This is a genomic window from Streptomyces noursei, assembly GCF_001646665.1.
In the GTDB taxonomy this organism is placed as follows: Bacteria; Actinomycetota; Actinomycetes; order Streptomycetales; family Streptomycetaceae; genus Streptomyces; species Streptomyces lavendulocolor.
The window spans coordinates 25,405-50,501 of record NZ_LWBU01000280.1; the positions used below are offsets into that span (position 1 = coordinate 25,405).

Below are 25,097 nucleotides of genomic sequence, written 5' to 3' on the forward strand. Positions count from 1 at the left end.
TCAAGGGGAGGGGTGTTCGTGCGCAAGACGTTCAAGGGGGTCGCCGCCGGGGCGGCGCTGATCGGTGCCACCGTGCTGGGGTCGGGTACCGCCGTGGCGGCTCCCAACTGGCAGCCCGTCGCCGGGCCGTTCTACGACTGCGAGACGGCCGTGGAGCACCCGGCCGCGCCGAAGGTCAGGTTCCAGGGGTGCCTCGTCGTGAGCAGCCTCGGCAAGGCCCAGGTCGTGCTGGTGGCCAACAACTTCTCGGGCAAGCCCGTCACGATGAGCGGCCGCATCGTCAGTGACTTCGGTTCCGCCGACTGCAACGAGAAGACGCTGCCGACGGGCACGAACCACGCCTGCTACGGACCGACCGACGTCGTCGAGGACTGCTGGGAGTGGCACGCCAGCCAGGGCGGGCCGTACGGCGGTTACGTCACGCTCACCGTCAACGGTGTGCCGCACCAGGTGAAGTCGTCGGCGGTGTGCCTCAACTGGGGCGAGCCGCCGTTCTGACGGGAAGGGCGGTGGGGCACCGGCCGCCGGTGCCCCACCGCCTCACAGGTCCGGCACCAGCCGCCCCCGGGCAGCGCGAGACGCGGAGCTGCGCCGGAACCGACGAGCGGGACGCGGGTGCGCGGCCCGCTTTCGCCGGGTCAGCGCAGGGAAGTGATCCTCGTGCCGTCCTCCAGCCGCCCGGTCAGCTCCACCCGCTCGGCCGGCTTGCCCGGCAGCTCCACCGCCAGCAGCCGGTCGCGCTCCACGCCGCCCGTCACCCCGCCCGCCACGGCGACCGACGCCACCTGCCGGCTGCCCGCCGCCAGCATCCACCACCGCCCGTCCGGGGAGCGCCACAGCGCACCCGCCAGGACCTTCGGGTCCTTCGTCCCGCACGCCGGGGAACCCTCCGCCTTCCCCACCAGCGCACCGGCCCGCGCGGGCGGCGCCTGGAACTGCGCCAGCGCCACCCCACCCGTACCGCGCCAGGTCTCCGCGCGCGTGCACAGCCACGCGGCACGCGCCGCCGTGTCCGCCGCACCGGGCAGCTCCTGCTCCGCGAACCGCCAGGAGTTCACCGCCCGGACCCCGGTCGTGCGCACCTGCTGCAGCAGACAGGCCGTCCGCGCCCACTCCGCACGCGCCGTGACACCGGCGTCCGCCAGGTCGGCCGGCGCGGCCGGGGGGCCCGACGTCAGCCGGGCGGGCACCAGCTCGCCGAGGTCGGTCAGGGTCCGGGTCGCCGAGCCGTCCCGCACCTCCAGCACGTCCCACTCCCGGCACTCGCTCGGCGCCGCCGGACTGAGCAGCGCGCTCGTGACGCCGTGCGCGTCCCGCGCCACCGGGCGCGTCGCGGCCAGCGGCTGGACCAGGTCCCGCACCGCCACCTCCCGCACCCAGGGCGCCGTCAGGTACCGCACATTGGCGTGGCTGCGCCCCACCACCAGCGCGGCCGCCGACGCCGTGTCCGCGCCGTCCGTCCGCGCGAAGTCCAGCGCCGCGCCCTCCGTGCCGTCCATCGGCTCCGCGTACCGCACCGCCCGCAGCCCGTCGTGGAACAGCACCACCCGCGCATGGTCGACCTCACCGGCGAACAGCAGCTGCGGCGGGCCCATCGGCGGCCCCGGCGGCGTACCGGGCGTCGCCGACACCTGCACGCCCGCACCCGGCCGCGCCCACACCGCCAGCGCCCGCCGCAGCAGCGCCCGGTCACCGGTCAGAGCACCGCGCGCGGGCCACACCGAGAAGTCCGTACGGTCCGAGCGCTGCCAGGCGGCCGGGGCGACCCGCCGCAGATTGCCCGGGTCCAGGGCGGCCTCGGCCACCGGGTTGCGGGCGTACGACGGAGCGGCCGCCCCGTCCGGGCCCCAGCCGTCGCCCGGCAGCGCCAGCAGCGTCCCGCACACCACGGCCGCCGCGAGCGCGGCGAGCGCCGCCCTTCCGTGCCGGCGCCGCCGCATCAGGTCCGTGGGGCGGGCCTGCAACGAGCACGGATCGAACTCCGGCGACTCCAGCAGGCCGGCGGCGCTCAGCTCCCCCGGCGCGTCCACCCCGTCCGCCTCGGCCAGCGCCGCCTTCGGGTTCGCCACCCCGGCGTCCGCCAGCACCCGCCGCACCTCGGCGTCGCCCTGCCGCTCCAGCCCGCGCAGCACGTAGGCGGCGCGCCCCGGCCCCGACAGGGCCGACAACCGCTGGTCGAGGGAGAGCTCGTCGGCGCCCCCCGCGCGCGGGAACAGCCGCAGCCCCCACACCTGCGGCAGCAGCGGCGGCAGCTGCGCCCGCCTGGGCAGGGCCCTCAGGCGCAGCGGCAGCCCGGCGTCCAGCGCCTGGCGCAGCACCCGCACCCGCACGTACGCGTACCCGGGGTCGACCGCGTCCTCGGCCCGCCGCTGGCCCGGCATCCCGCCGGCGCCCGGCGTGCGGCGGCGCGGCAGCGCGCGCTGCACCAGGGAATGCGCGGTCAGCACACGGCGGTTGCGCCCGAGCGCGGGCGGCAGGACCAGGTAGGCGATCCGGACGAGCCTCGGGTAGTGCTCGACGAGGGCGGCCTCGGCCTGGTCGACGTCGACGGGTGCGGGGGCGGCGAGTTCCTGGGTGCTCACGTTCAGCAGAACGAGCGATTACGGGGATGGTCACCTGCCGGGCGTGTCCCGCCAGCCGGTCACCGCGCTGAACACGGCCGTCCCGCGCGCCCCGCCGGCCCCGTTCGTCGCGGTCATGAACAGTCCGGCGTCCTGCGCGGCCGCCGCGCCGGGCACCCGGACGGTGGCGACCGTCCGCCAGGTGGCGCCGTCGTCCGTGGAGCAGGAGCCGGTGACGGCGTCCCCCGCGCGGGACAGCCGCAGCAGCACCGGCGCCCGGACGCCGGTGATCCTCCGGTAGGTGTCGAGGGTGCCGTCGCCGTTCGCGTCGTGGGAGAGGACCACGCCGTTGAGCGGGGTCACCGCCAGGTTGAGGAAACCCGCCGCCCCGGGCGTCGGCAGGGAGTTCCGCGCCACGATCCCGGCTCGCGCCCAGGGGCCCGTCGCGTCCTGCGAGTCCACCCGTACGGTCAGGACCGCGCCGTCGCGCAGCACCCCCTCCTGGTAGAGGGCGCCGAACTCGGCGGTGGCCTTCCACAGGTCCTGTCCGCCGCCGTTCACGGCGTACCGGCCACCCGCCCGGCCGAAGACGGCCCCGCTGTTGGTGCAGGTGCGCCACCGTCGGTCCAGGGGGCCCGCCAGGTACAGGTGGCCCCGGTGGACGGCGGTGACCGGCGCCTCGCCCTTGGGGCCGTAGGTGGCGCGCAGTTCGTACGGGAGCGGTACGACGGGGGCGGCCGGCGGGCCGGCCGGGGCGGTGACGCCCCAGGAGACGGTCCCCGCGCCGGCCGCCGGGACGGACGGGAGCCCCAGCGGCGGCTGGTCGCCGAAGCCGGTGAGGACGAGCCCCACCGGGCCGGTGGCGCGCAGGCCGTTGACGTTGCGGAAGGTGGCGGTGACCTCGGCGGCGGCACCCGGGAGGAGGGCGGCGGGAGTGCTGGAGACGGTGACGGCACCCTGGAAGGGGGCGCGGGAGAGGGTCTCGTACACGCGCGTGGCCGTGCGGTGGGCGTCGTGGAACGGCCGCAGGGGGTAGGTCTCCGTCCCGTACGTCCAGGGCTCCTCGACCGCGTACCAGTCGAAGGCCCGGGGGGCCCGGCCCTGCGTGAGGGCGTCCTCCATCTCGTCGAGGTACGCCCGCCACTGGGGGAGGTGGAAGTCGGCGATCAGGCCGGACCAGTCGCGGTTGGCGTAGTTGGCGAGGCGCCCCCCGTCGGCGGTGGGGCGGTCGCCCCAGGTGGTGACGAGGACGCGGGCGGTGCGCTCCAGGCCCTCGCGGTGGGCGTCCGCCAGCCAGGGGCCGAGGAGGAAGGCGTGGTGCGAGCCGGTCATGTCGTCGCTCAGCCGCATCAGCCGCAGCCACAGCCGGGACAGCGCGCGGAAGGCGGCCGGGTCCTGGGCGGCGAACGCGTCCCGCAGCCGGCCGATCAGCTGCCAGGAGCGGTTGGCGAGGACCTGGCGGCCGAGGTCGGTGAGGTCGTGGCGGTACGCGTCCGAGCGGCGCAGCGGCTCCCGCACGCCCAGCAGCGCGGCGAACGCCGCGTCGAAGCGGGCGGGGTCGAAGGCGGGGGAGTGGGTGGCGTAATGGGCGCCGGAGGCGGCGTCGAGGCGGGGCCGCGCGGCGAAGACCGAGTCGTGCGGGCGGCCGTCGCGGCTGGTGATGCGGTACGCGGTGTCCCGCAGGACCGCGAAGGCCTCACGCGCGCGTGCGTCCCGGCCGCCGTAGCGCAGGTCGGCGTACCGCTCGAACCAGCGGGTCCGGTCGACCGGCTCGCGCCGCCAGGCCAGTTCGGTGAACAGCTCCAGGGCGGCCGGGTCCCGTTCGGCGGCCTCCGGCATGTAGGCCGTTCCGGCGAGGGCGGAGCCGGGCCTGTCGCGCCAGGCGGTGAAGCGCTCGGTCCACAGGTGGGTCTTGGCGCCGATGGTGGTGCGGCCGCCGAAGTTGGGGATGGTGCCGAAGGCGTAGGGGACGCCGCCCCAGTCCTTCTCGCGGTCGGTGACGGTCTCCAGGTCGGACAGCCCGTCCACGACGAGGAGCCCGGTCCGGTCGAGCGCGTCCAGCAGGTCGCGGCGCGGGTTGTCCTGCCAGCCGAGGATCACCCAGGTCGCGCCGGGGCGGGCCGAGCGCAGGGCGGCCTCCACCGCGCGGGCGGCCTCGGCGACGGGCACGTCGCCGGCCGACCCGCCCTCGTGGAGCAGGTCCATCTTGAAGTGGCGGACATCGCCGAAGAGCTCCTCCTGGTGCCGGTAGAAGGCCTTGGCCACGCGCGCGAAGACCTCCCCGCGCGGGTCGAGCCAGTCGGGGCGCCGCAGGCCCGCCCAAACGCCCTGGGGGACCGTCCGGGCGCCGGGATTGCGCTCCGCGAAGCCGTCCGGGACCGTGCCGAAGTAGCCGGGGAGGACGGGGTGCATCCCCAGTTCGCGCAGCCGGTCGGTGATGCGGCGGCCCAGTGCGGCGCGGCGGGCGAGCAGGGCGGGGGTGAGCGGGCCGCCGTAGCCGCTCATGTTCTGGAGCAGCCACCACGGCTGGTGGGAGGGGGCGGGCAGCCAGGCGCGGGCCTCGGCGTCGGTGTACCCGAAGTCCCGCAGGAGCCGGTGGTAGACGGCCTCCTGCCCGGTGGTGACGAGGACCTCGTTGCAGCCGTGCAGGGCGAGGACGTCGATCAGCCGTTCCCAGCGGGCCCAGTCGGCGTACGGCGCCGTGTACCCGTCGTGCGTGTCGTTGAGGGCGAACCGGTGCGGGACGGTGGCCTCGCGGGCGAGCGGTTCGCCGGGCGCGGGCAGGCGCGCCGGGAGGTCCGTCTGCCGGCCGGCCCAGGAGATGTGCGCCCCGCACCGGTACTTCAGGTACCAGTGGACGCCGGTGAGGGCGGTGGCCGGGCCGGTGGCGGCGACCTCCACGCGGCCGGCCGAGCCGGTGACCCGGAAGCGGTCCGGCCCGCCGTCGAGGCGGGTGAGCGCGAACTGGTCCGCGTGACGGGGCAGCAGCCGTCCGAGGGCGGCACGGGCCGGGGCCATGGGGTCCTCCTCCGCGCGGGCCGGGGCCATGGCGCCCTCCGCCGCGCGGGCCGGGGGCTGCGCCGCCCCGGCGAGCGCGGCGCCCGTGCCGAGCGTGCCGGCGGCTCCCAGCAGCGTTCGTCTCGACAGGTCGGTCACGGCGCGCTCCTCCACAGTGCTGACGGCACATCAGGTGACGGACGTGGCGCACGTTACTCGGCGTTCGCACCCGGAACAGGGGTGCGAACCGGCACGATGGCCAGATGCGTACGGAACGAACTCGTTTGGCGTTGGTGACGGCCGCCCTGGTGGCCCTGGCTCTGCCCACCGCGGTGGCGTGCGGCGCGGGCGGGGACGAACCCGACGCCGCGCCGAAGACGGCGACAGGCACCCTTGAGGAGCTGGCGGCGAAGGTCGCGTGCGAACCGAACATACAGACGGACGCGGAGGAGATCCGCCAGGCCAACTGCCGGACGAAGGACGGCGCGTACGTGCTGGCCACCTTCGCCACCGACCGCGGGCAGCGCGAGTGGATCAACGAGGCGAACGACTACGGCGGCTCGTACCTGGTCGGCCGCAAGTGGGTGGCCGTGGGTGAGGAGAAGGTCGTCACGGCGCTGCGCGACCGGCTCGGCGGCGACATGGAGGCCGGCTCCTCGCACCACTCCGGCAGCGGTGACGGCAAGGGCCACGGGGAGGGCGGCGAGGGCGACGGCGGCCACGAGGACGGCGGCAAGGGCGACGGCGGCCACGGCGGCCACTCGGGCGAGCACGGCGGCTGACCGCACACCGACGCCGAAGGGCCGGACCACCGGGTGGTGGTCCGGCCCTTCTTGTGTGAGCGGGGTCGCCGATCGGGTGGATCCGATCGGACGGTTCCGGTCAGGCGCAGCGGCGCCCGCCGTTGATGCAGCTCACCATCTGCTGCATCAGCCGGTTGTTGAAGACGTTGATGAAGTCTCCATGGTCGGTGATCGGCTTGTGGAGCTGCTCGGGGAACGAGTCCACGGCGAACACGGAACCCTGCGGCACGTCGTAGACGATCCGCTGGACGAGCTGCGGAATGGCCTGGAACCCGTTGGGGCAGTTGCCGTTCCCGTCGGCGAACGCGACGTGCGTGCGGTGGTTGGCGCTGTCGGTGTTCTGGCCGTCCCAGCAGCTCTGGAACTTGAACGACCGGACGACCTGGCTGCCCTGGGGACAGATCGGGTACTTGTCCTTCAGCTGCCGGTCCTCGAAGCCCGTGCAGCTCCAGGACGCGTTGGCGTTCGCGTCACCGTTGGTGAACGCCTTGGCGTCGCCGGTGATGATGCGGAGGAACTTCGGCATGGCCGTGACCTTGCCGACCGGGCTGCCGACGAAGTTCATCGTGACCTGGCTCGGCGTGAGGATCTCGCCGACGTTCTTGTCCTTGCCGCCGCCGTCCGCGTTGGCGTCGTTCTCGTTCTGGCCGTTCTGAAGGCGCAGGACCGGCCAGAAGTAGGTCGACTTGTCGCCCTGGTTGCGGCAGGTCGTCTGCCCGTTGGCGAGGTCGTCGTCGCTGGCGAAGGCGTCGTTGGCCTGGTTGCCCACGTAGTCGTGCATGTGGTGGGCGCCGTTGCTCACGCCGGGCGCGACGATCACGTTGTCGGGGTTGAACTTGCCGTTCTGGTTCGTCCCGCAATCGGTGGTGAAGGTTCCGCGCGAGGCGCCCTGCAGCTTGCGCGGGTTGCGGACGTTGGGCTGGACGCTCTGGATGTCGACGAAGTCACCGGCCACGGGCCCGTTGCCCGCCTGCCCCTGACCCTGTCCCTGACCGCCCTGGTCCTGGCCCTGGTCGCCGCCGTTCTGGTCCCCTCCGTTCTGGTCCCCTCCGTCCTGACCGCCGTCGTTCTGGCCGTCGTTCTGGCCGTCGCCGTTCTGGTCAGCGCCGTTCTGGCCGTCGTTCTGGCCGTCCCCGTTCTGGTCCCCGCCGTCCTGGCCGCCCTCGTTACCGTCCTTCACCTGGGCGGTGTCGTCCGCGCGCAGGGCACAGGGGGCCAGGCTCTGCAGACCGTCCGGGCGCTGGGCGGCGCGATCGATGGCGATCACGATCCGCTCGATCGCGGCGACCCGCTTGTCCTTCAAAGGATTCAGAATGGCATTCTGAGCAAAAGCCGGATCCTGCTGGATCTGTTCCTTCTGATCGGCGAACCGCTGGTACGCCTCGGTGATCTGGGTGTCCATGTTCGCCAGTTCCCGGTCCACCTCGGCGCGTGCCTGGTCGGGCACGGCCGGAAGACCGTTGGCGACTTCGGGACAGTCGATGGTCGACATCTGCTGCCCGGCGTTCAGCGGCTTCTGTTGCTGCTGCTGGGAGCCGGACCAACCGGACCAGCCCTCTCCGGCGGAAGCGTAGACGTTGGCCGCGACCAACCCGCCGCCGCCCAGTATCAGGGCAGCCGAGGCGGCGATCGCCCGGTTGGCCAGTGTCGAGCGTTTTCGTGTGCGTCGCATGGAACTCCAATCCTGGGCGGGGTGAACCGCTCCGTTCCATACGGCCTCCCTGCACAACTCGTTCACCGCACACGGGAATTCGTAGAAATCTACGTCCTCAAAGCGGGCGAAGCACGACTCCCCGCCCTCACGGGCCCAGGACCTCCGCCTCCTGCTCCGGGGTGATCCCCACGGCCGGCCGGTCCGTCCGCTGCGGCGCCGTCCCGCCCAGTCCGCACAGCCACGCCCAGGTGTCCGCGACCGTCTCGGCCGCCGGGCGGCACCGCAGCCCCGCGGCGAGGGCCTTGCTCACGTCGCCGGTGTGCATCGCGTCGTACGCCTCGCCCGGCGGGAGCCAGATCGGCAGCCCCGACCAGGGCTCGATGCCCGCGCCGAGGACGGTCTCCGGGTCCCTCCAGCGCAGTTCGGCGTCCGAACCGGTGACCCGCACACAGGCATCCAGCAACTCGCCCATGGTCGTGTGCCCCGGCTCGCTCACCAGGTTGTACGGGCCCGACAGCCCCGCCTCGCAGGCGTCCAGCAGCCACGCGGCCATGTCGCGGACGTCGATGTACTGGAGGGCCAGGTCGCGCGGCCCCGGGGCGAGCACCGGGCCGCCCCGCGCGATCCGGTTCAGCCACCACGGCAGGCGGCCGACGTTCTCCCACGGGCCGATGATCAGCCCGGCGCGGCCCGACAGCACCCGTTCCTCGCCGAACGCGGCGACCGCCGCCAGCTCCCCGCCCCGCTTGGCCTCCGCGTACGGCACACCGGTGGCGTCCGGCGAGGACGCGACCAGCGGCCCGTCCTCGGAGAGCCCGGCCGCCGGCGGCCAGGTGTGGACGCTGCGGCTGGAGACGTACACGTAACGCCCGGCCCGGCCGGCGAGCAGCCGTGCCGCGTCCCGCACCGCGACCGGGTCGGACGACCAGGTGTCGACGACCACGTCCCACTCGCCCCGGGCCAGCGCCGCGAGCCCGTCCGGCCGGGTGCGGTCACCCAGCAGCGGGACGACACCGGCGGGCGGCTCGTGGCGGCCCCGGTGAAAGACCGTCACCTCCCAGCCGCGGCCGAGCGCCGCCTCCACGACGGCGCGTCCGGCGAACTCCGTACCACCCAGCATCAGCAGTCTCATGCGCCGACTCTGCCCCGCCCGTCCCGCCTCCGACCAGCGGTTCTGCTGCCAGAAGAACGGGCCGCCTCCCGTCCTCGCCGACGGGATGGCAGCATGGGCCGACGATGACGAACGCCCAATCGCCGATGCGCGCCCTGCGTGCCGCACTTTTCGCGGCCGTATGCGTGACATTGGCCGCGGTGGGGCATTCGTCCATGTCTGCCCATGGTGTTCCGCCCGGCTCGCTGCTCCTCGCCTTCGCCGCCACCGTCGCGCCGGCCTGGGCCGCCGCGGGCCGCCGCCGTGGCGCGGCGTTCATCGGTACGGGACTGCTCACCGCGCAGGGCGTGCTGCACCTGACGTTCACGGCCGGCGGTGGGCACCACTCCCACGTCCCGGCGGCGGGCACGGCCCCGGACCCGATGCCCGCCATGGCGCACGGCGCCGGCGGCCTGGCGGGCGGCGCCGGTGCGGCCGGAGAGCCGCACGCGGTGGCCGGACCCGGCGGCCCGGCCGCCCTCCTCGCCGACCTCGCCGGCCTCGCCGACGGCGTCACCCCCGGCATGGCCGCCGTCCACCTGCTCGCCGCCGCCGTGTGCGCGCTCTGGCTCGCCCGCGGCGAGGCGGCGTTCTTCCGGCTCGCCCGCGCCGTCGCCGCCCTGGCCTTCACCCCGCTGCGGCTGCTGCTCGCCGTCGTCCTGCTGCCCGAGGCCCCCCGCCCGCCGCGCCCGCGCGCCCGTGACCTGCGCCGTGACCACGGCGTCGTCCTCGCGCACAGCGTGTCGCGGCGCGGCCCGCCCGCGGTCGCCGTACCCCGAGCCACGGTCCCCGGAGCGACGCACGTCTGACCCGGGGGCCGCTTCCCCGTGCAGACCTGCACTCGACGCCGACTCCTAGGACAGTCATGGCCATTGACGACCGCACGGCGGCCGTACCGGCGGAAGACCCCGCCGCGACCACCCCCGCCGAAGCCACCCCCGACCAAGCAGCTTCACCCGAAGCCACCTCACTTGAAGCCACCCCCGCCCCCACGGGCACCGGGTCCACCTGGGGCGCCCTGCGCCCCCTCTTCCTCCGCGTCCACTTCTACGCGGGCCTCCTCATAGCCCCGCTCCTGCTGATCGCCGCGACGAGCGGCCTGCTCTACGCCCTCTCCTTCCAGGCGGAGAGAATCCTCTACGGCCACGAACTCCGGGTCCCGGTCGGCGACACGGTCCTCCCGCTGTCCCAGCAGGTCGACGCCGCCCGCCGGGCCCACCCGGACGGCACCGTGACCGCCGTGTGGCCCTCCCCGGAGGACGGGGCCACCACCCGGGTCCTCATGAGCAGCCCGGCCGTCGAGGAGGGCAAGTCGCTCGCCGTCTTCGTCGACCCGTACACCGCCGAGGTGCGCGGAGACCTGCCCAGCTACGGCAGCTCGGGCGCCCTCCCGCTGCGCACCTGGCTGTCGGAGTTCCACGCCGACCTGCGGCTCGGTGAACTCGGGCGCCACTACAGCGAGATGGCCGCCAGCTGGATGTGGGTGGTCGCCCTCGGCGGCCTGGCCCTGTGGATCGGCCGCAGGCGCGCCACCCGGCGCGCCCTGTTCCTCCCCGAGCGCGGCCTCACGTCCCGCCGCCGCACCCTCTCCTGGCACGGATCGGTCGGCCTGTGGGCGGTGACCGGACTCGTCATCCTCTCCGCCACCGGTCTGACCTGGTCCCGGTACGCGGGCGAGAACATCGACGTCCTCCAGACCCGGCTGGGTGGCGCCACCCCCACCGTCTCCGCCACCCTCGACGGCGCGGCCGCGGGTGGCGACACCGGCCACGAGGGCCACGGCACGGGCCACGACACCGCCCCCGCCCCCCAGGGCCCGGACGTCGGCATCGACCAGGCTGTCGAGGCCGCCCGCGGCGCCGGTGTGGCCGGAAAGATCGCCGTGACCCTCCCGGCCGAGGGCAAGGGGTACGTCGTCAAGGAGACCGACACCCAGTACCCGGTGCACCTGGACTCGGTGGCGATCGACCCGGCCGACGGCGCGGTGATCGACGAACTGCGGTTCGCGGACTACCCGTTGCTCGCCAAGCTGACCCGCTTCGGTATCGACGCCCACATGGGCGTCCTGTTCGGGCTCGTCAACCAGCTCCTCCTCGCCGCCCTCATGGTCGGGCTGATCGCCCTCGTCGTGTGGGGTTACCGGATGTGGTGGCTGCGGCGGCCGACGAAGGAGCGGAGGCTGAGCGCGGGCCGGCCCGTGGCGCGCGGTGCCTGGCGCAAGGCGCCCGTCACCCTGCTCCTGCCGCTGGCCGCCGCGACGGCGCTGGTGGGCTGGTTCGTGCCCATGCTCGGCATCAGCCTGCTGGCGTTCCTCGCCGTGGACGTGGTCCTCGGCCGGGTGGCCATGGCCCGCACCCGCCGAGCCGCCCGGGAGGCGTCCGCGCGGTAGCCCCGGCCGTCCGCCGCGGGCGGGGGCCCTGCGTCCCCGCCCCCGGCCCGGCCGGTCACGGCGCGTACTTGTAGCCGACCCGCCGCACGGTCTGGATCGTGTGGCGGTGCTCGGCGCCCAGCTTGCGCCGCAGCCGGGCGACGTGGACGTCCACGGTGCGCCCGTCGCCCACGTGTCCGTACCCCCACACGGTGGTCACCAACTGATCCCGGGTGTGCACCCGGTGGGGGTGCGCGACCAGGTGCGCCAGCAGCTCGAACTCCAGGTACGTCAGGTCCAGCGGCTGCCCGTCCACCTGGGCCGTGCGCCGGGCGCCGTCGATCGTCACCGGACCGCCGGCCGGCGCGGCTCCCGCACCGGCCGGGTGCTGCTCGGCCGGCACCAGCACCAGGTACCCGACCATCGGCGGCCGGCCCGGCAGCGACGGCACGCTCTGCGGTGGCGCCGGCACCCAGGTGGCGCCCGGCGGCAGGAAGTCCGCGACGTCGACACCGCCGGGCAGACGGAGGGGTTCGTCGTGCTCGTCGACGGCACGAAGCCGGTGGCGGCCGGCCACCGGCGCCGCCTGAGCGGCCGGGACGGAAACGGCGGGAACGGCGGAAACGGCGGAAAGGGTGCGGGTGTTCGCCATGATGAGGTCAGCTTTCGCGCGAAGGGACGGGAGAGGACGTCACATGCGCGCCGGCCGAAGGCCTGTCCGGCTGTCGGGGCAGGGTGCCGAAGGCGTTAGAGGGCCGGCGCGTTCATCGCGCGGCAACACACCCGGTCGAAGTCGTGGTGCTGACGGGACGGCCAGAACGGCTGGAGGTCACTGCGACCCGTCGCGGTGTTCTGAAGGCTGGCCATGCCCCTATTGAAGCAGATGCCGGTGCACGGCACCCGCCCTTCTCACCCACCGGAACGGCACCGTCTCACGGCAGCCGCTTGCGCCACTCCAGCCCCGTCACCATGATCACCCGCTCCGGCGACCCGTCCCAGTCCACCGTCAACTCCTCGGCGCGCAGCGCCGCGACGACCTCCCGCCCGACGGCGGCCGTGGTCCGTGCGGAGCCGTCGAACCCGCCGTACAGCAACGGCAGGCCGTACCCGGCCGCCGCGCCCTCGGTGCCCTGGCTGTGGAAGAAGACGAAGCCGCGCGCGTCCCCGTCCGCCTCCGCCCCGATCTCCGACGTCCCGCAGGTGCGGCAGCAGGTGAAGTTCTCCCGGGCCACGATCCCCCGCGCGTCGAGCGCCGCGAACGCCCGCGCGACGCGCTCCGGGTCCGTCGTCCCCTCCCAGCCCGCCTGCTCCTCCAGCCGCTCCCGCCACAGCCGGTCCGTCAGCACGCGCGCCTGCGCCGGTGAGACCGGCCGGTCGTCCCCGCCGGCCGCCCAGTCCTCCGCCACCTGGGCGAGCTGCGCCCGGTTCGCGTACCCGCACACCAGCAGCTCGCGCACCCGCTGCCCGACCTGCTCGCGCAGCTGCGCGTCGAGCTCCGGCACCGGCTCGGGCAGCGGCAGACCGGCGCTCCGCCAGACCAGCCCGGCGTCCCAGCCGCTCTCCCGCCGGGCCCACCGCACCATGCGCTCGGCGACCTGCGCGGCGTCGTCCTGCTCCACCACGAAGTGCCGCTCGGGCGCCCCGTCACGGTGCTCCAGCTGGTAGCCGCCACCGTCCTCGTGCCACACCTGGACGAAGACGTCCGGCTCGTCCGGTATCCGCTGCACCACCAGGAAGCGGTCCCCGTGCCCCCCGATGCGCCGCACGAGGTCCTCGAGCCGCTCCGCCGTGACGCGGGCGCACTCCTCGCCGTTCCGCTCCGTCTCCACCCTGATCGCAAGCATGGGCCCACAGTGGCAGACACCACTGACAGCGACCGCGACGGCCGGAGGGCGCCCACCGCGACGGTGGGCGCCCTCCGGCCGTGACGGCGGTGCGGCGGATCAGACCTGACCGGCCTTCTCCAGCGCGGAGCAGCAGGTGTCCACCAGCAGACGGGTCACCGTGTACGGGTCGACGTTGGCGTTGGGGCGGCGGTCCTCGATGTAGCCCTTGCCGTCCTTCTCGACCTGCCACGGGATGCGGACCGAGGCGCCGCGGTCCGAGACGCCGTAGCTGTACTCGTTCCACGGGGCGGTCTCGTGCAGACCCGTCAGACGGTCGTCGATGCCGGCGCCGTAGTTCTTGACGTGGTCCATGGGCTTGGAGCCCTCACCCAGCGACTCGCACGCGGTGATGATCGCGTCGTAGCCCTCACGCATCGCCTTGGTGGAGAAGTTGGTGTGCGCACCGGCGCCGTTCCAGTCGCCCTTGACCGGCTTGGGGTCCAGGGTGGCGGAGACGTCGAAGTCCTCGGCGGTGCGGTAGAGCAGCCAGCGGGCGACCCACAGCTGGTCGGAGACCTCCAGCGGCGCCAGCGGGCCGACCTGGAACTCCCACTGGCCCGGCATGACCTCGGCGTTGATGCCGGAGATGCCCAGGCCCGCCTTCAGGCAGTTCTCCAGGTGCGCCTCGACGACGTCACGGCCGAAGATCTCGTCCGAGCCGACACCGCAGTAGTAGCCGCCCTGCGCGGCCGGGAAACCGCCCTCGGGGAAGCCGAGCGGGCGGGAGCCCTTGAAGAAGGTGTACTCCTGCTCGATGCCGAAGATCGGCTCCTGCGCCGCGAACCGCTCCGCGACCTCGGCCAGCGCGGCCCGCGTGTTCGACTCGTGCGGCGTCATGTCCGTGTTGAGGACCTCGCACAGCACGAGGATGTCGTCACCGCCGCGGATCGGGTCCGGGCAGGAGAAGACCGGCTTCAGCACGCGGTCGGAGGCGTGGCCCTCGGCCTGGTTGGTGCTGGACCCGTCGAAGCCCCAGATGGGCAGATCGGCGACGCCGGTCGGGGCGGAGCCGGCCAGTATCTTCGTCTTCGAGCGCAGCTTGGCGGTCGGCTCGGTGCCGTCGATCCAGATGTACTCAGCCTTGATGGTCACGGGGGCCTCATCCTTTGCGGGTGCAGCGGTATGCCGCGCAGCTTCGCAATACGGGATTTCCCGACCGTTGCCCGTTTGTGAACCCCGTGTTACTCAGGTTTCCTGTGTTTCGGCGGCCCGCTGTGCGTCCGCGGCCCCGCGCGGCCGGGCCCACCGTGCCCGGGGCGTACCCCGCCGGCCCGAAGGTATGCGACACCCGTCCGGTGCGGCGGTCGCACAGCGGGCAGACTGGCGGACATGGACAGCACGCCGCGCATCGGACTCCTCGGCACCGGCCCCTGGGCGGACCGCACCCACGCACCCGCGCTCGCCGCGCACCCCGGCATCACCTTCAGCGGGGTGTGGGGCAGGCGCCCGGAGGCGGCCGCCGCCCTGGCGGCCACCCACGGCACGAAGGCGTACGACGACGTGGACGCGCTGCTGGCGGCGAGCGACGCCGTCGCGTTCGCCCTGCCCCCGGACGTGCAGGCGCCGCTCGCGGCACGGGCCGCCGCGGCCGGCTGCCACCTGCTGCTCGACAAGCCGGTCGCCACCAGCGTGGCCGGCGCCCGCGAGGTCGCGGAGGCGGCCGGCCGGGCGGGGGTCGCGTCCGTCGTCTTCTGCACCCTCCGGTTCGCCTCCGGCACCGCCCCCTGGGTGGAGGAGCAGGCGGCCGCGGGCGGCTGGTACCTGGCGCAGGCGCACTGGCTGGGCGCGCTGTTCTCGCCGGGGTCGACGAGCGCGTACGCCGCGTCGCCCTGGCGCAGGGAGAAGGGCGGGCTGTGGGACGTGGGCCCGCACGTGCTGTCGGTGCTGCTGCCGGTGCTCGGGGACGTGACGGAGGTCGCGTCGGCCGTCGCGGGCCCGGGGGACGCCCGGCACCTGGTGCTGCGGCACGCGTCCGGCGCCGGCAGCACCGTGTCGCTGAGTCTGAGCGCCCCGGTCGGGGCCTCGGACGCCGGCGTCGTGCTCTTCGGCGACCGGGGGCGGGTGGTGATGCCGTCGTGGGCGGACGCGGTCGGGTCGTTCGGGGCGGCGGTGGACGCGCTCCTGGCGGCGGTGCGGAGCGGGAGGGCGCACCCCTGCGACGTGCGGTTCGGGCTGCGCGTGACGGAGATCCTGGCGGAGGCGGAGACGCGGCTCGCCGACTGAGCCGCGCCTCCTGTCCCGGGGGGTACGGGGGCGGGGCCCCGTCAGCCGACGCGCTCGATGCGCGCCTTGCGGATGAGGAACTTGCCGGGTTCGCGGACCTGCTCGAACGCCGCGTTGTTCAGCAGGGCGCAGCTCCCGGAGGTGGAGGTGACCTCGACGGTCGTGGACTTGTTGTTGTCCAGGTTGGTCACCTTCAGCTTGGTGCCGGCCGGGAACTGGTTGCTGGAGGCGGCGGGGGCGCCGCCCTCACCGGAGAGGGTCACGGTCGACCCGGCGCAGACCACCTCGCCGACCTCGCCGCCGGCCTGCTGGCCCTGCCCGGCGCCCGCGCCCTGGCCGTTGCCGTTGCCCGCGCCCTGGCCGTTGCCCTGCTCCGCGCCCTGGCCCGCGCCCTGACCCTGGCCGTTGCCCTGGCCCGCGCCCTGTCCATTGCCCTGCCCGGCGCCCTGGCCCTGGCCGTTGCCCTTTCCGGCATCCTGCCCCGCTCCGGCGCCCGGCGCCTGACCGCCCGCCTGGGCGCCGCCCTCGGCACCGCCCTGGGCGCTGCCCTCGCCGACCTCGCACCCGGCGGCCTCCTGCTGGCGCTTGATCTGCGCGATGACCGCCTCGCGGTTGGCGATGCGCGCCTCCGACTGGGCGTCGGGATTGGCCCGCTGGCCGGCGATGAACTTCTCGTTGTTGCTCAGCGCCGTGGCCAGGCCGTCGCAGGCCACCGACGCCTGGCTGGTCCCGGTCATCACGATGGCCGTGCCGCCGACCATCGCGGCCGCGCCGACGAGCAGGGCCAGCTTCTTCTTCCCGCTGAGCGTCTTCTTGCGTGACACGTAGGGGCTCCTGTCCCCGGCCGTTCGGGGGAGTGACGGCCGGATCGGTTCCGTGTGTGCCCCTACGTACGAGTAGCGAAGGCCCTTTACTCAACTCCCGTGAAAGTCAATGCATTTGACCGGAGCGAAAACGCCCCGAACGGGGACAGGACCGGGCCCGGCGTCAGGACCGGCCGAGCGCGTCCCGCACCGCCTCGTCCGTCCTGGCCACCACCGCCGTACCGTCGTCGGCGGTGATGATCGGGCGCTGGATCAGCTTCGGGTGCTCCGACAGCGCCGTGATCCAGCGCTCGCGCGCACCGGCCTCGCGCGGCCAGTCCTTCAGCCCCAGCTCCTTGGCGGCGGCCTCCTGGGTGCGGGTGATGTCCCACGGCTCCAGACCCAGGCGGGCGAGCACGTCGCGGATCTCGTCGGCCGACGGGACGTCCTCCAGGTAGCGGCGGACGGTGTAGTCGGCCCCCTCCTCGTCGAGCAGGGTCAGCGCGCCACGGCACTTGGAACAGGCGGGGTTGATCCAGATCTCCATGCCCGCCACCGTACCCCCGCCGCCGCTCAAAGCCGTGCTGGCCAGGGCCGATTGTCAGTGGGCGGCGGTAAAATCAAAGGAGTTCGTGAGGGCCCGGGGGAGGGTCCACACACCGCGCACCAGGAGGTCGCCGATGGCCGTAGCCGCACTCACGACACTGCCCCTCGAACCCTTCAAGCCCCTGCAGAAGAAGCCGCTCCCGGCGGGCCGGCCCCGCGAGTGGTACGTGTCCCACAACCGCCGCCTGAAGGCCATGCGGCTCGCCATCGCCCTGCTGGACTCGGGTGTCTACCACCCGTCCCAGGCCGACGACGACACGATACGGAACACGGCGGAGCGCATCGGCATCCACCCGCCGTCCGACATCACCTGCCGGATGGTCCGGGTGCTGATCCACAGCAGCCGCTGAGCACCGTCCGTGCCCGCCGCCCGGCAGCCGGGCGGCGGGCACGGACCCCTACCTCCCGGGCCCCTCCAGCAGCGCGCCCACGTACGCCTCCAGCCGTGCCGCGAGCACCCGGGGCGTCAGGTCCGCGCGCCCCAGCTCCCGCCAGGACCGCCCCACCTTGTCCGCGTCGGGGGCGAACGCCAGCGCGTCCAGGAGCCGCCAGTACAACCGTGCCTCCGGATCCGCGGCCAGTACGCCGCCGTGCGCGACGTACCGCCCGGCGAACCCGAGCCCGCACTCCGCCCCGTACAGCAGCGCCAGAGCGGTGGAACAGTGCGCCACATCCAGGTCGGCCGGCCCCCAGGAGGTCTCCACCCAGTCCACGACACCGCTCACCCGCAGGTCCTCGCCCCCGCCCGTGAACAGGACGTTGCCCGGGTGGAAGTCCCGGTGCAGGAAGCACCCCTCGTACGCCGGGGCCTCACGCCCGATCACCTCCACCGCCCGCGCCCACAGCCCGGGCCGCTCCGTGCCCACCGGCACCCTCACCCGCTCCGGCGACGTCCACGCCTGGTACGGGCGGGGGCGCGCGCCCCGCGGCACCGGAACCCGGTGGACGGCCACCAACTGCCGCGCCAGCAGCCCGAGCCGCGCCTGAAGGTCCTCCTCGCCGACCCGTACGGCACCCGGCAGACGGGTCATCAGCAGCGACGGCGCGTCGCAGAACTCGGCCGCCGCGTCCACGGCCAGGCACTCCGGCACCGGGATCCCCGTACCGGCCAGCAGCGCCAGCACCTCCGCCTCCCGCGCGAGCAGACCCGCCGCGTGCCGCCGGTAGAACGGCTTGACGAACGACCGCAGGACGAGGTCCCGCCCGTCGCCCCGCGGTCCCGCCACCCGAAGCAGCCGCATCTGCGACGTCCAGCCGCCGGCCAGCAGGCGCGCCGACCGCACCCGCTCGCCCTCGCGCAGCGACTTCGCCACCCAGTCCGGCGTCCTCGGCGGCGCCGTGACCGCGTCGACGAACCGCCGCCGGTCGTCCGCCCCGGTCGCGAACCACGCCCCCAGCCGGTGGCCCGCGCGCTCCACGTCCAGCCGCCGGTACTGGGAGCGGGCCGTGAGCGCGTCCTCGACGGCCTCGGTGACGGCGGGCGGGATCACCTCGTCGCTGCCCGGCACGGCCAGCACCGCCGTCCCCTCGAACGCCCGCAGCGCGTCCGGCGCGGCCGAGTCCCGCCAGCCGTCCGCACGGCGGATGATCTCCGTGAACCCGTGCCCGAACCGGACCCCCCACGCCTCCCGCGCGTACACCGCCGGCGCGCACAGCCCCACCGCCCGCACCCGCCCGCCGTAGTGGGCTACCAGGTCGGCGACGGTCTGACCGCTCATGCTGAACCCGACCAGCACCAGCTCGTCACCCTCCGGCACCACCCGGTCGACGACCGCGCGCGCCTGCACGAACCGCCGCTCCAGGCTCAGTTCGGCCGGATCACCACTGCTCCGCCCGTGCCCAGAGAAGTCGGGAGCCACCACCCGGAAGCCCCGCGCCGCGAACTCGTCGAGCACCGGCACCAGCCGCTCGGCACTGCCGTTCCCCGCCCCGTGCAGTACCAGCACGGTCACACCGGGCGCACCCCCGGGATCCCGCCGCACGAGAGCTATCCGTTCCCCGTCACACTCCACCGCATCCATGGTTACGTTCTAGACCATGCCGAGCCACCGCCCCCGCATGACCGACGAAGAGCGCCGCGACCGCATCGCCGTGCGCCACCACCTCGCCCCCGAGGCCCGCGCGACCACGGTCGAACAGGTCGCGGCGTCCCTGACCGCCCTGCACGGCACCGACCCCGCCACCGTCCACCTCGCCGCGGGCGCCCGCCTGGCCGACCCCGCGGGCCCGGTGGCCGCCATGGAACGGGCCCTGTACGAGGACCGCACCCTGATCCGCATGCACGGCATGCGCCACACGGTCTTCGTCCTCCCCGCCTCCCTCGCCCCCGTCGTCCAGGCGTCCACCACCCACGCCGTCGCCGCCCGCGAACGCGCCTCCCTGCTCAAGCAGCTGGCAGCGGGCAGCTCCCTCGACGCGCGGTGGCTGGCGGACGTCGAGCGGTCGGTCCTCGGCCACCTCGCCCGGCGCGGCGAGGCGACCGCCACCGAACTCGCCGAGGACGAACCGAGGCTGCGCGAGCAGTTCGTGTACGCCCCCGGCACGAGCTACGAACAGCGCCAGACCGTCTCCACCCGGCTGCTGCGCCTGCTCGGCACCGAGGCCCGCGTCGTCCGGGGCCGCCCGCTCGGCTCCTGGACGTCCAGCCTGTTCCGCTGGGCGATCGCCCCCGCGCTCCCCGACCTGCCGCCCGCCGAGGCCCGCGCCACCCTCACCCGCGCCTGGCTCGCCTCCCACGGTCCCGCGACCGAGGCGGACCTGAAGTGGTGGACGGGCTGGAAGGTCACCGACGTACGGGCGGCCCTCGCCGCCGTGGACGCCGTCCCGGTGGACCTCGACGACGGCACCACGGGCCACGTCCTGCCCGACGACACCGGCCGGACCCCGGCCCCGGCCCCCTGGGCGGCGCTCCTCCCCGCCCTCGACCCCACCCCCATGGGCTGGCAGGCCCGGGACTGGTACCTCCCCGCCGCCCACCGCACCGCCCTCTTCGACCGCAGCGGCAACATCGGGCCCACCGTCTGGTGGAACGGCCGCATCATCGGCGGCTGGGCCCAGCGCCCCGACGGCGAACCGGTCTGGCGCCTCCTGGACCCCGACCCGGGCCACGACGCCCTCACCGCCGTCGAGGCGGAAGCGGCCCGCCTCCACTCCTGGCTCGGCACCACCCGCATCACCCCCCGCTTCCGAACCCCCCTGGAACGCGAACTGTCCGCCTGACGCGGGCACGCGCCGCCCGCGGGCACGCGCCCGTCCTACCCCTCCGGTATCACCGGGCGCACCCACCTCCGCGGCGGGCCGGTCACCGGCCGGCTGTCCGTCAGGCGCATCCCGGCGAGCCGGCAGGCGTACGCGATCTGCCGGGCGCCGTGATGGGTGCTCCAGTCCCAGCAGCGCGTCAGCCACCACTCGGCCGTCACCTCGGGCCCCGGGGTCAGGGCCACCTCGCCCTCCCAGACCGCCGCCCCGTCGGCCAGGGCCGCCCCGAACGTCCCGCCCTTGGGGTTGAAGTAGATTCCGCACGCCCGCGTGGACCGGGACAGCGGCCGCAGTACCTCCGCCATGCTGACGTCGAAACCCATGGGCTGGATCAGCACGCAGCCGCCCGGCACGCCGGTCACCCCCACGTACTGCTGCGCCTCGTCGAAGTCGTCCGGGTCGAAGCCGCCCGGCCCCGTGCCGTACGGGCCCGGATGCCGGTCGAGGTCGAGCACCGGGCAGTCCGCCGGGTCGGCGCCGAGCCGGCGGACCGCCTCCTCCTCGTCGAGACCGGCCACGAAGGCGACGCCCAGGCCCTCGGTGTGCACCCCGGCGAAGACCTCGACCAGACGGTCGGCCTCGTCCTGGAGCGCCCGCTCCTCGGGCGTCGGCTCCACCGCCCCCGGCAACCCCGCGAACAGCGGTGCCAGCGCCGGGACGGTCATCGCCAGGTCGCCCGGCGACCGTCCGGCGCACTGCGGCGTCCACCCGTCGGCCCCGGCCTCCAGCAGCAGCCGGGCCGTTTCCTCGTTCCCGTGGCACACCGCTTCCCACAGCGCCGTGAAGCCTCCGGGGTCCCGCCGGTCGACATCCGCGTCCGGCATACGGCTCAGGAGCTCCGCGACGGTTTCGGCGGAGCCGTGCGAGGCGGCGTCGTGCAGTCCGTCCGACGGGTCGGCCCCGGCATCGAGGCGGGCGCGCACCAGGCGGAGGTCCCGCCAGCCCTCTCCGTACCGCAGACCGCCCCAGTCGCTCCGCGGCGCGTACCGGTCGTCCTCCGGCTCCGCGCCCGGACGACCGGTGGCGGCTGACGCCACCAGCCGCGCGGGCCCGGCGATGAGCCCCCGCATCGCGTCACCGCCGTCGTCCGCCGGCGCCGGAGGCGCCAGGTCCGGCCAGATCTCCACCGCCCGCGTGGCGGCCGACCGGATCCCGCTCGCGTCGAGCGCCGTGTGCGTTTCCGGGATGCCCGCTTCCGGCCACTCCACCACCAGGGTCAGCTTCCCCTCGGGCGGCAACGCGGACAGCCACAGAGCGACCTCGTCGTGGAACCCCCCGCCACTGCCCTGGAGCACCCGCAGCCTCATCCGCCGCCCCGGCGCCCCCGCCACCGGCCACGGCTCCCCGTCCAGCGACGTGACCCGCCGCCCGTCCGCCGGCACCAGGCCCACCCGCAGCCCCCGGGGATCGGGCCGCCCGAACGTGATGTGCTTCTCCCTTCGGATCCGGCGCCGGAAGACGACGAAGTGCAACGTGACCGAGTCGGGCCACACCGAGCAGCCCGCCAGCATCAGCCGCGTGTGCTCACTCCGCCCGGCCTCCACGGCCAGGCTCACCACCCCCGGCAGCACGTACTCCGAGGGCGGTAAGTCCCGGACCGCGTCCTCCCGCGGCGCGAGATCCAGGAACACCGGCCTCGGCGGCTCCGGCTCCGGCTCCACCACCAGATCGTCGAAGAACCCCACAGCACCCTCCCCGATACAGCCGCACGCGGCCACCACTTCCGACGGGGACGACTCTGACAGAGGGGTCTGACAACCCCGGTCCGCACAACCGGCGAGGGCCGCCATCCGTGTACGGATGACGGCCCTCGGGGGTCGGAGCGAGGCGCGGCGCGGCGCTCGTGGGGCGCCGGGAAGCGCGCTGCTTCCTAGAGGTCGAAGTACAGCTCGAACTCGTGCGGGTGCGGGCGCAGCTGGATCGGGGCGATCTCGTTGGTGCGCTTGTAGTCGATCCACGTCTCGATCAGGTCGGACGTGAAGACGCCGCCCGCCTGGAGGTACTCGTTGTCCTCCTCCAGCGCGTCCAGGACGGCCGGGAGGGAGGTCGGGACCTGCGGGACGCCCGCGTGCTCCTCGGGGGCCAGCTCGTACAGGTCCTTGTCGATCGGCTCGGCCGGCTCGATCTTGTTCTTGACGCCGTCGAGGCCCGCGAGGAGCAGCGCCGAGAAGGCCAGGTACGGGTTGGAGGACGGGTCCGGGGCGCGGAACTCGACGCGCTTGGCCTTCGGGTTCGAGCCCGTGATCGGGATGCGCATCGCGGCGGAGCGGTTGCGCTGCGAGTAGACCAGGTTGACCGGGGCCTCGAAGCCGGGGACCAGGCGGTGGTAGGAGTTCACCGTCGGGTTGGTGAAGGCCAGCAGCGACGGGGCGTGCTTGAGGATGCCGCCGATGTAGTAGCGGGCGGTGTCCGACAGGCCGGCGTAGCCCTGCTCGTCGTAGAAGAGCGGGGAGCCCCCCTGCCACAGGGACTGGTGGACGTGCATGCCGGAGCCGTTGTCGCCGAAGATCGGCTTGGGCATGAAGGTCGCGGTCTTGCCGTTGCGCCAGGCGACGTTCTTCACGATGTACTTGAAGAGCATCAGGTCGTCGGCCGCGGCGAGCAGCGTGTTGAACTTGTAGTTGATCTCGGCCTGGCCGGCGGTGCCGACCTCGTGGTGCTGGCGCTCGACCTGGAGGCCCACGCGCTCCAGCTCCAGGGAGATCTCCGAACGCAGGTCGGCGAAGTGGTCGACCGGCGGGGCCGGGAAGTAGCCGCCCTTGTAGCGGACCTTGTAGCCGCGGTTGTCCTCGACCGCACCGGTGTTCCAGGCGCCGGCCTCGGAGTCGATGTGGTAGAAGCCCTCGTTGGCCGAGGTGCTGAAGCGGACCGAGTCGAAGACGTAGAACTCCGCCTCGGGGCCGAAGTAGGCGGTGTCCGCGATGCCGGTGGAGGCGAGGTAGGCCTCGGCCTTCTTGGCGATGTTGCGCGGGTCGCGGCTGTACTGCTCGCCCGTGATCGGGTCGTGGATGAAGAAGTTGATGTTCAGCGTCTTGTCGCGGCGGAACGGGTCCAGACGGGCGGTCGACAGGTCCGCGCGCAGCGCCATGTCGGACTCGTGGATCGCCTGGAAGCCGCGGATCGACGAGCCGTCGAACGCCAGCTCCTCGGACGGGTCGAACGCCGTGGCCGGAATCGTGAAGTGCTGCATCACGCCGGGAAGGTCGCAGAAGCGGACGTCGATCATCTTGACGTCGTTGTCCGCGATGTACTTCTTGACGTCGTCGGCGTTCTGGAACATCCAACTCCTCCTACTCCCACCCGGGGGAGGGCGGGGTTGTAGCTCGGTCGTGCGGCCAGTGCGGTGGCACACGCTGGTTCAGACCCTAGGGACGGGGGATTTCTCAAGCGTGACCCATTTGTTTCGACCAAGTTAACCGGAGCGCGCGCCCCTCTGCCCGGCCGGACCCGGGTCGAAGTGATCGAAAGCGGGCACAGTACGGTGGTCGGGTGGACAACAGGCAAGCAATCGGATCGTGGCTCTCCGGGCCGCGCGCGGCCGCCGAGGAGATGGGTGCCGACTTCGGCCACCGGGGCGAACGGCTCGGCCTGCCGCAGGACGGCCCGGGCTCCATGGCCCCGCTGGGACGCCGCTTCGGCGCCCTGTTCCTGGACTGGACCCTCTGCATGGTGATCGCATACGGCCTGATCGCGCCGGGTGATCAGGCGGCGGCCGGGAACTGGGCCGTGGCCGTGCTGTTCGTACTCAACGTGCTCACCGTCGGCACGCTCGGCAGCACCCCCGGTAAGCGGCTGCTCGGCCTGCGCGTGATCTCCGTCGACGGCGAGCGGCTGGGATTCGGCCGGGTCGCCGTGCGCAGCCTGCTGCTGTGCCTCGCCCTTCCGGCGCTCATCTGGGACCGCGACGGCCGCGGGCTGCACGACCGGCTCTCCCGCGCCGTGCAGGTGCGGACCTGACAGGCGCCTGAGGGGCGTACGAGCAGAGACCGCGCAGCGCGAGGACGCGTACGAGGAAGGGGCGCCCCACCGTGACGGTGGGGCGCCCCTTTCCTCGTACATGCGGCGCGTACGCGTCCGCCTAGCGCATCTTGCCGCCGCGCGGCATCCGCATGCCCTTGGGCATCGGGCCCTTCGGCAGCGGCATGTTGCTCATCAGGTCGCCCATCGCCCGCAGCCGGTCATTCGCGGTGGTGACCTGCGGGCCGGAGAGCACCCGGGGCAGCTTCAGCATGGTCGTGCGGACCTTCTTCAGCGGAACCTGGCCCTCGCCGTCGCCGACGATGATGTCGTGCACCGGGACGTCCACGACGATGCGGGCCATCTTCCTCTTCTCGGCCGCCAGCAGCGTCTTGAGCCGGTTGGGGTTGCCCTCGGCGACCAGCACGATGCCGGCCTTGCCGACCGCGCGGTGCACCACGTCCTGCTGGCGGTTCATCGCCACCGCGGGAGTGGTCGTCCAGCCGCGCCCCACGTTCTGCAGGACGGCGGCCGCCGCGCCCGGCTGGCCCTCCATCTGCCCGAAGGCCGCCCGCTCGGCGCGGCGCCCGAAGACGATCGCCATCGCGAGGAAGGCCAGCAGGAAGCCCAGGATGCCCAGATAAACGGGATGCCCGACCAGGAAGCCGATCGCGAGGAGGACGCCGAAGACGACGATTCCCACGCCCGCGACGACGAGACCGACCTTCGGATCGGCCTTTCGGGTCATCTTGTACGTCAGAGCGATCTGCTTCAGTCGCCCGGGGTTCGCAGCGGCTTCACCGCTGTCTGATTTTGCCTTCCTCGCCATGT

General features: G+C 74.0%; 21 protein-coding genes. 8 read left to right on the forward strand and 13 right to left on the reverse strand.

All coding sequences use genetic code 11. The annotated features are described in order from the left end of the window. The first annotated feature begins 18 nt into the window (after window positions 1-18). Entirely contained in the window at window positions 19-498 is a 480-nt protein-coding gene (locus A4V12_RS21300; protein WP_159028907.1) for a hypothetical protein, read from the forward strand. Between the two features lie 140 nt (window positions 499-638). On the opposite strand, the gene A4V12_RS21305 is transcribed toward A4V12_RS21300, so the two are convergent. After that, window positions 639-2,591, reverse strand: coding sequence for a hypothetical protein (locus A4V12_RS21305; protein ID WP_107415471.1), 1,953 nt, complete (start codon window positions 2,589-2,591; stop codon window positions 639-641). Between the two features lie 21 nt (window positions 2,592-2,612). After that, a complete protein-coding gene (locus tag A4V12_RS21310; protein ID WP_064071005.1) occupies window positions 2,613-5,717 on the reverse strand; it encodes an alpha-N-acetylglucosaminidase in 3,105 nt (1,034 codons plus the stop codon). A 104-nt stretch (window positions 5,718-5,821) separates the two neighbouring features. Between A4V12_RS21310 and A4V12_RS21315 the strand changes: the two genes are divergently transcribed. Continuing rightward, a complete protein-coding gene (locus A4V12_RS21315; RefSeq protein WP_064071006.1) occupies window positions 5,822-6,340 on the forward strand; it encodes a hypothetical protein in 519 nt (172 codons plus the stop codon). 100 nt (window positions 6,341-6,440) lie between these two features. On the opposite strand, the gene A4V12_RS21320 is transcribed toward A4V12_RS21315, so the two are convergent. Beyond that, complete coding sequence (locus A4V12_RS21320; RefSeq protein ID WP_064071007.1) at window positions 6,441-8,033, reverse strand: DUF1996 domain-containing protein; 1,593 nt, start codon at window positions 8,031-8,033, stop codon at window positions 6,441-6,443. 127 nt (window positions 8,034-8,160) lie between these two features. Next, window positions 8,161-9,147 carry an NAD-dependent epimerase/dehydratase family protein gene (locus A4V12_RS21325; protein ID WP_064071008.1) on the reverse strand — a complete coding sequence of 329 codons (987 nt, stop codon included), beginning with the start codon at window positions 9,145-9,147 and terminating at the stop codon, window positions 8,161-8,163. Window positions 9,148-9,341: 194 nt separating this feature from the next. On the opposite strand from A4V12_RS21325, the gene A4V12_RS21330 reads away from it, so the two are divergent. Both A4V12_RS21330 and A4V12_RS21335 read left to right on the forward strand, forming a co-directional pair. Continuing rightward, a complete protein-coding gene (locus tag A4V12_RS21330; RefSeq protein WP_079137227.1) occupies window positions 9,342-9,974 on the forward strand; it encodes a hypothetical protein in 633 nt (210 codons plus the stop codon). Window positions 9,975-10,030: 56 nt separating this feature from the next. Then, complete coding sequence (locus A4V12_RS21335) at window positions 10,031-11,554, forward strand: PepSY-associated TM helix domain-containing protein (RefSeq protein WP_064071010.1); 1,524 nt, start codon at window positions 10,031-10,033, stop codon at window positions 11,552-11,554. Window positions 11,555-11,609: 55 nt separating this feature from the next. On the opposite strand, the gene A4V12_RS21340 is transcribed toward A4V12_RS21335, so the two are convergent. From A4V12_RS21340 to glnII, 3 genes are all read right to left on the reverse strand, one after another. Continuing rightward, the gene (locus A4V12_RS21340) at window positions 11,610-12,185 is read right to left on the reverse strand and encodes a winged helix-turn-helix domain-containing protein (RefSeq protein WP_064071011.1); all 576 of its coding nucleotides are present in this window, start codon (window positions 12,183-12,185) and stop codon (window positions 11,610-11,612) included. A gap of 280 nt (window positions 12,186-12,465) precedes the next feature. Then, entirely contained in the window at window positions 12,466-13,377 is a 912-nt protein-coding gene (locus A4V12_RS21345; protein ID WP_064071012.1) for a DUF6891 domain-containing protein, read from the reverse strand. Window positions 13,378-13,476: 99 nt separating this feature from the next. After that, complete coding sequence (gene glnII / locus A4V12_RS21350) at window positions 13,477-14,511, reverse strand: glutamine synthetase (protein WP_064071013.1); 1,035 nt, start codon at window positions 14,509-14,511, stop codon at window positions 13,477-13,479. 237 nt (window positions 14,512-14,748) lie between these two features. On the opposite strand from glnII, the gene A4V12_RS21355 reads away from it, so the two are divergent. Next, on the forward strand, window positions 14,749-15,642 hold the full coding sequence (locus A4V12_RS21355) for a Gfo/Idh/MocA family protein (protein ID WP_064071014.1): 894 nt from the start codon (window positions 14,749-14,751) through the stop codon (window positions 15,640-15,642). A 41-nt stretch (window positions 15,643-15,683) separates the two neighbouring features. On the opposite strand, the gene A4V12_RS37630 is transcribed toward A4V12_RS21355, so the two are convergent. Together A4V12_RS37630 and A4V12_RS21365 are read right to left on the reverse strand one after the other, a co-directional pair. Beyond that, on the reverse strand, window positions 15,684-16,466 hold the full coding sequence (locus A4V12_RS37630) for a hypothetical protein (protein WP_064071015.1): 783 nt from the start codon (window positions 16,464-16,466) through the stop codon (window positions 15,684-15,686). A gap of 163 nt (window positions 16,467-16,629) precedes the next feature. After that, on the reverse strand, window positions 16,630-16,992 hold the full coding sequence (locus A4V12_RS21365) for an arsenate reductase family protein (RefSeq protein ID WP_064071016.1): 363 nt from the start codon (window positions 16,990-16,992) through the stop codon (window positions 16,630-16,632). A 133-nt stretch (window positions 16,993-17,125) separates the two neighbouring features. Here A4V12_RS21365 and A4V12_RS21370 point away from each other — a divergent pair, with 133 nt between their 5' ends. Further along, window positions 17,126-17,401, forward strand: a complete 276-nt coding sequence (locus tag A4V12_RS21370; protein ID WP_064071017.1) for a hypothetical protein — start codon at window positions 17,126-17,128, stop codon at window positions 17,399-17,401. 48 nt (window positions 17,402-17,449) lie between these two features. Here A4V12_RS21370 and A4V12_RS21375 read toward each other — a convergent pair whose 3' ends face one another. Next, window positions 17,450-19,072, reverse strand: a complete 1,623-nt coding sequence (locus A4V12_RS21375; RefSeq protein ID WP_064071018.1) for an alpha/beta fold hydrolase — start codon at window positions 19,070-19,072, stop codon at window positions 17,450-17,452. Between the two features lie 37 nt (window positions 19,073-19,109). Here A4V12_RS21375 and A4V12_RS21380 point away from each other — a divergent pair, with 37 nt between their 5' ends. Next, window positions 19,110-20,270, forward strand: coding sequence for a winged helix DNA-binding domain-containing protein (locus A4V12_RS21380; protein ID WP_234372277.1), 1,161 nt, complete (start codon window positions 19,110-19,112; stop codon window positions 20,268-20,270). A gap of 35 nt (window positions 20,271-20,305) precedes the next feature. Here A4V12_RS21380 and A4V12_RS21385 read toward each other — a convergent pair whose 3' ends face one another. Together A4V12_RS21385 and glnA are read right to left on the reverse strand one after the other, a co-directional pair. After that, complete coding sequence (locus A4V12_RS21385) at window positions 20,306-21,994, reverse strand: ankyrin repeat domain-containing protein (protein ID WP_064071020.1); 1,689 nt, start codon at window positions 21,992-21,994, stop codon at window positions 20,306-20,308. A 185-nt stretch (window positions 21,995-22,179) separates the two neighbouring features. Continuing rightward, window positions 22,180-23,589: a type I glutamate--ammonia ligase gene (gene glnA, locus A4V12_RS21390; RefSeq protein WP_064071021.1), complete on the reverse strand. Its 1,410-nt coding sequence runs from the start codon at window positions 23,587-23,589 to the stop codon at window positions 22,180-22,182. A gap of 209 nt (window positions 23,590-23,798) precedes the next feature. Between glnA and A4V12_RS21395 the strand changes: the two genes are divergently transcribed. Then, window positions 23,799-24,266 carry an RDD family protein gene (locus A4V12_RS21395; protein ID WP_079137229.1) on the forward strand — a complete coding sequence of 156 codons (468 nt, stop codon included), beginning with the start codon at window positions 23,799-23,801 and terminating at the stop codon, window positions 24,264-24,266. A gap of 121 nt (window positions 24,267-24,387) precedes the next feature. Here the strand turns inward: A4V12_RS21395 and A4V12_RS21400 are convergent, their stop codons facing one another. After that, window positions 24,388-25,095, reverse strand: a complete 708-nt coding sequence (locus A4V12_RS21400; protein ID WP_064071023.1) for a DUF4191 domain-containing protein — start codon at window positions 25,093-25,095, stop codon at window positions 24,388-24,390. Between the last annotated feature and the right edge of the window lie 2 nt (window positions 25,096-25,097).

Excerpts from the sequence above, each read along its gene's own strand:
- A4V12_RS21315 (WP_064071006.1), top strand. The coding sequence starts at position 5,822 with ATGCGTACGGAACGAACTCGTTTGGCGTTGGTGACGGCCGCCCTGGTG.
- A4V12_RS21320 (WP_064071007.1), bottom strand. The coding sequence starts at position 8,033 with ATGCGACGCACACGAAAACGCTCGACACTGGCCAACCGGGCGATCGCC.
- A4V12_RS21325 (WP_064071008.1), bottom strand. The coding sequence starts at position 9,147 with ATGAGACTGCTGATGCTGGGTGGTACGGAGTTCGCCGGACGCGCCGTC.
- A4V12_RS21330 (WP_079137227.1), top strand. The coding sequence starts at position 9,342 with ATGTCTGCCCATGGTGTTCCGCCCGGCTCGCTGCTCCTCGCCTTCGCC.
- A4V12_RS21335 (WP_064071010.1), top strand. The coding sequence starts at position 10,031 with ATGGCCATTGACGACCGCACGGCGGCCGTACCGGCGGAAGACCCCGCC.
- A4V12_RS21340 (WP_064071011.1), bottom strand. The coding sequence starts at position 12,185 with ATGGCGAACACCCGCACCCTTTCCGCCGTTTCCGCCGTTCCCGCCGTT.
- A4V12_RS21345 (WP_064071012.1), bottom strand. The coding sequence starts at position 13,377 with ATGCTTGCGATCAGGGTGGAGACGGAGCGGAACGGCGAGGAGTGCGCC.
- A4V12_RS21355 (WP_064071014.1), top strand. The coding sequence starts at position 14,749 with ATGGACAGCACGCCGCGCATCGGACTCCTCGGCACCGGCCCCTGGGCG.
- A4V12_RS21365 (WP_064071016.1), bottom strand. The coding sequence starts at position 16,992 with ATGGAGATCTGGATCAACCCCGCCTGTTCCAAGTGCCGTGGCGCGCTG.
- A4V12_RS21370 (WP_064071017.1), top strand. The coding sequence starts at position 17,126 with ATGGCCGTAGCCGCACTCACGACACTGCCCCTCGAACCCTTCAAGCCC.
- A4V12_RS21375 (WP_064071018.1), bottom strand. The coding sequence starts at position 19,072 with ATGGATGCGGTGGAGTGTGACGGGGAACGGATAGCTCTCGTGCGGCGG.
- A4V12_RS21380 (WP_234372277.1), top strand. The coding sequence starts at position 19,110 with ATGACCGACGAAGAGCGCCGCGACCGCATCGCCGTGCGCCACCACCTC.
- glnA (WP_064071021.1), bottom strand. The coding sequence starts at position 23,589 with ATGTTCCAGAACGCCGACGACGTCAAGAAGTACATCGCGGACAACGAC.
- A4V12_RS21400 (WP_064071023.1), bottom strand. The coding sequence starts at position 25,095 with ATGGCGAGGAAGGCAAAATCAGACAGCGGTGAAGCCGCTGCGAACCCC.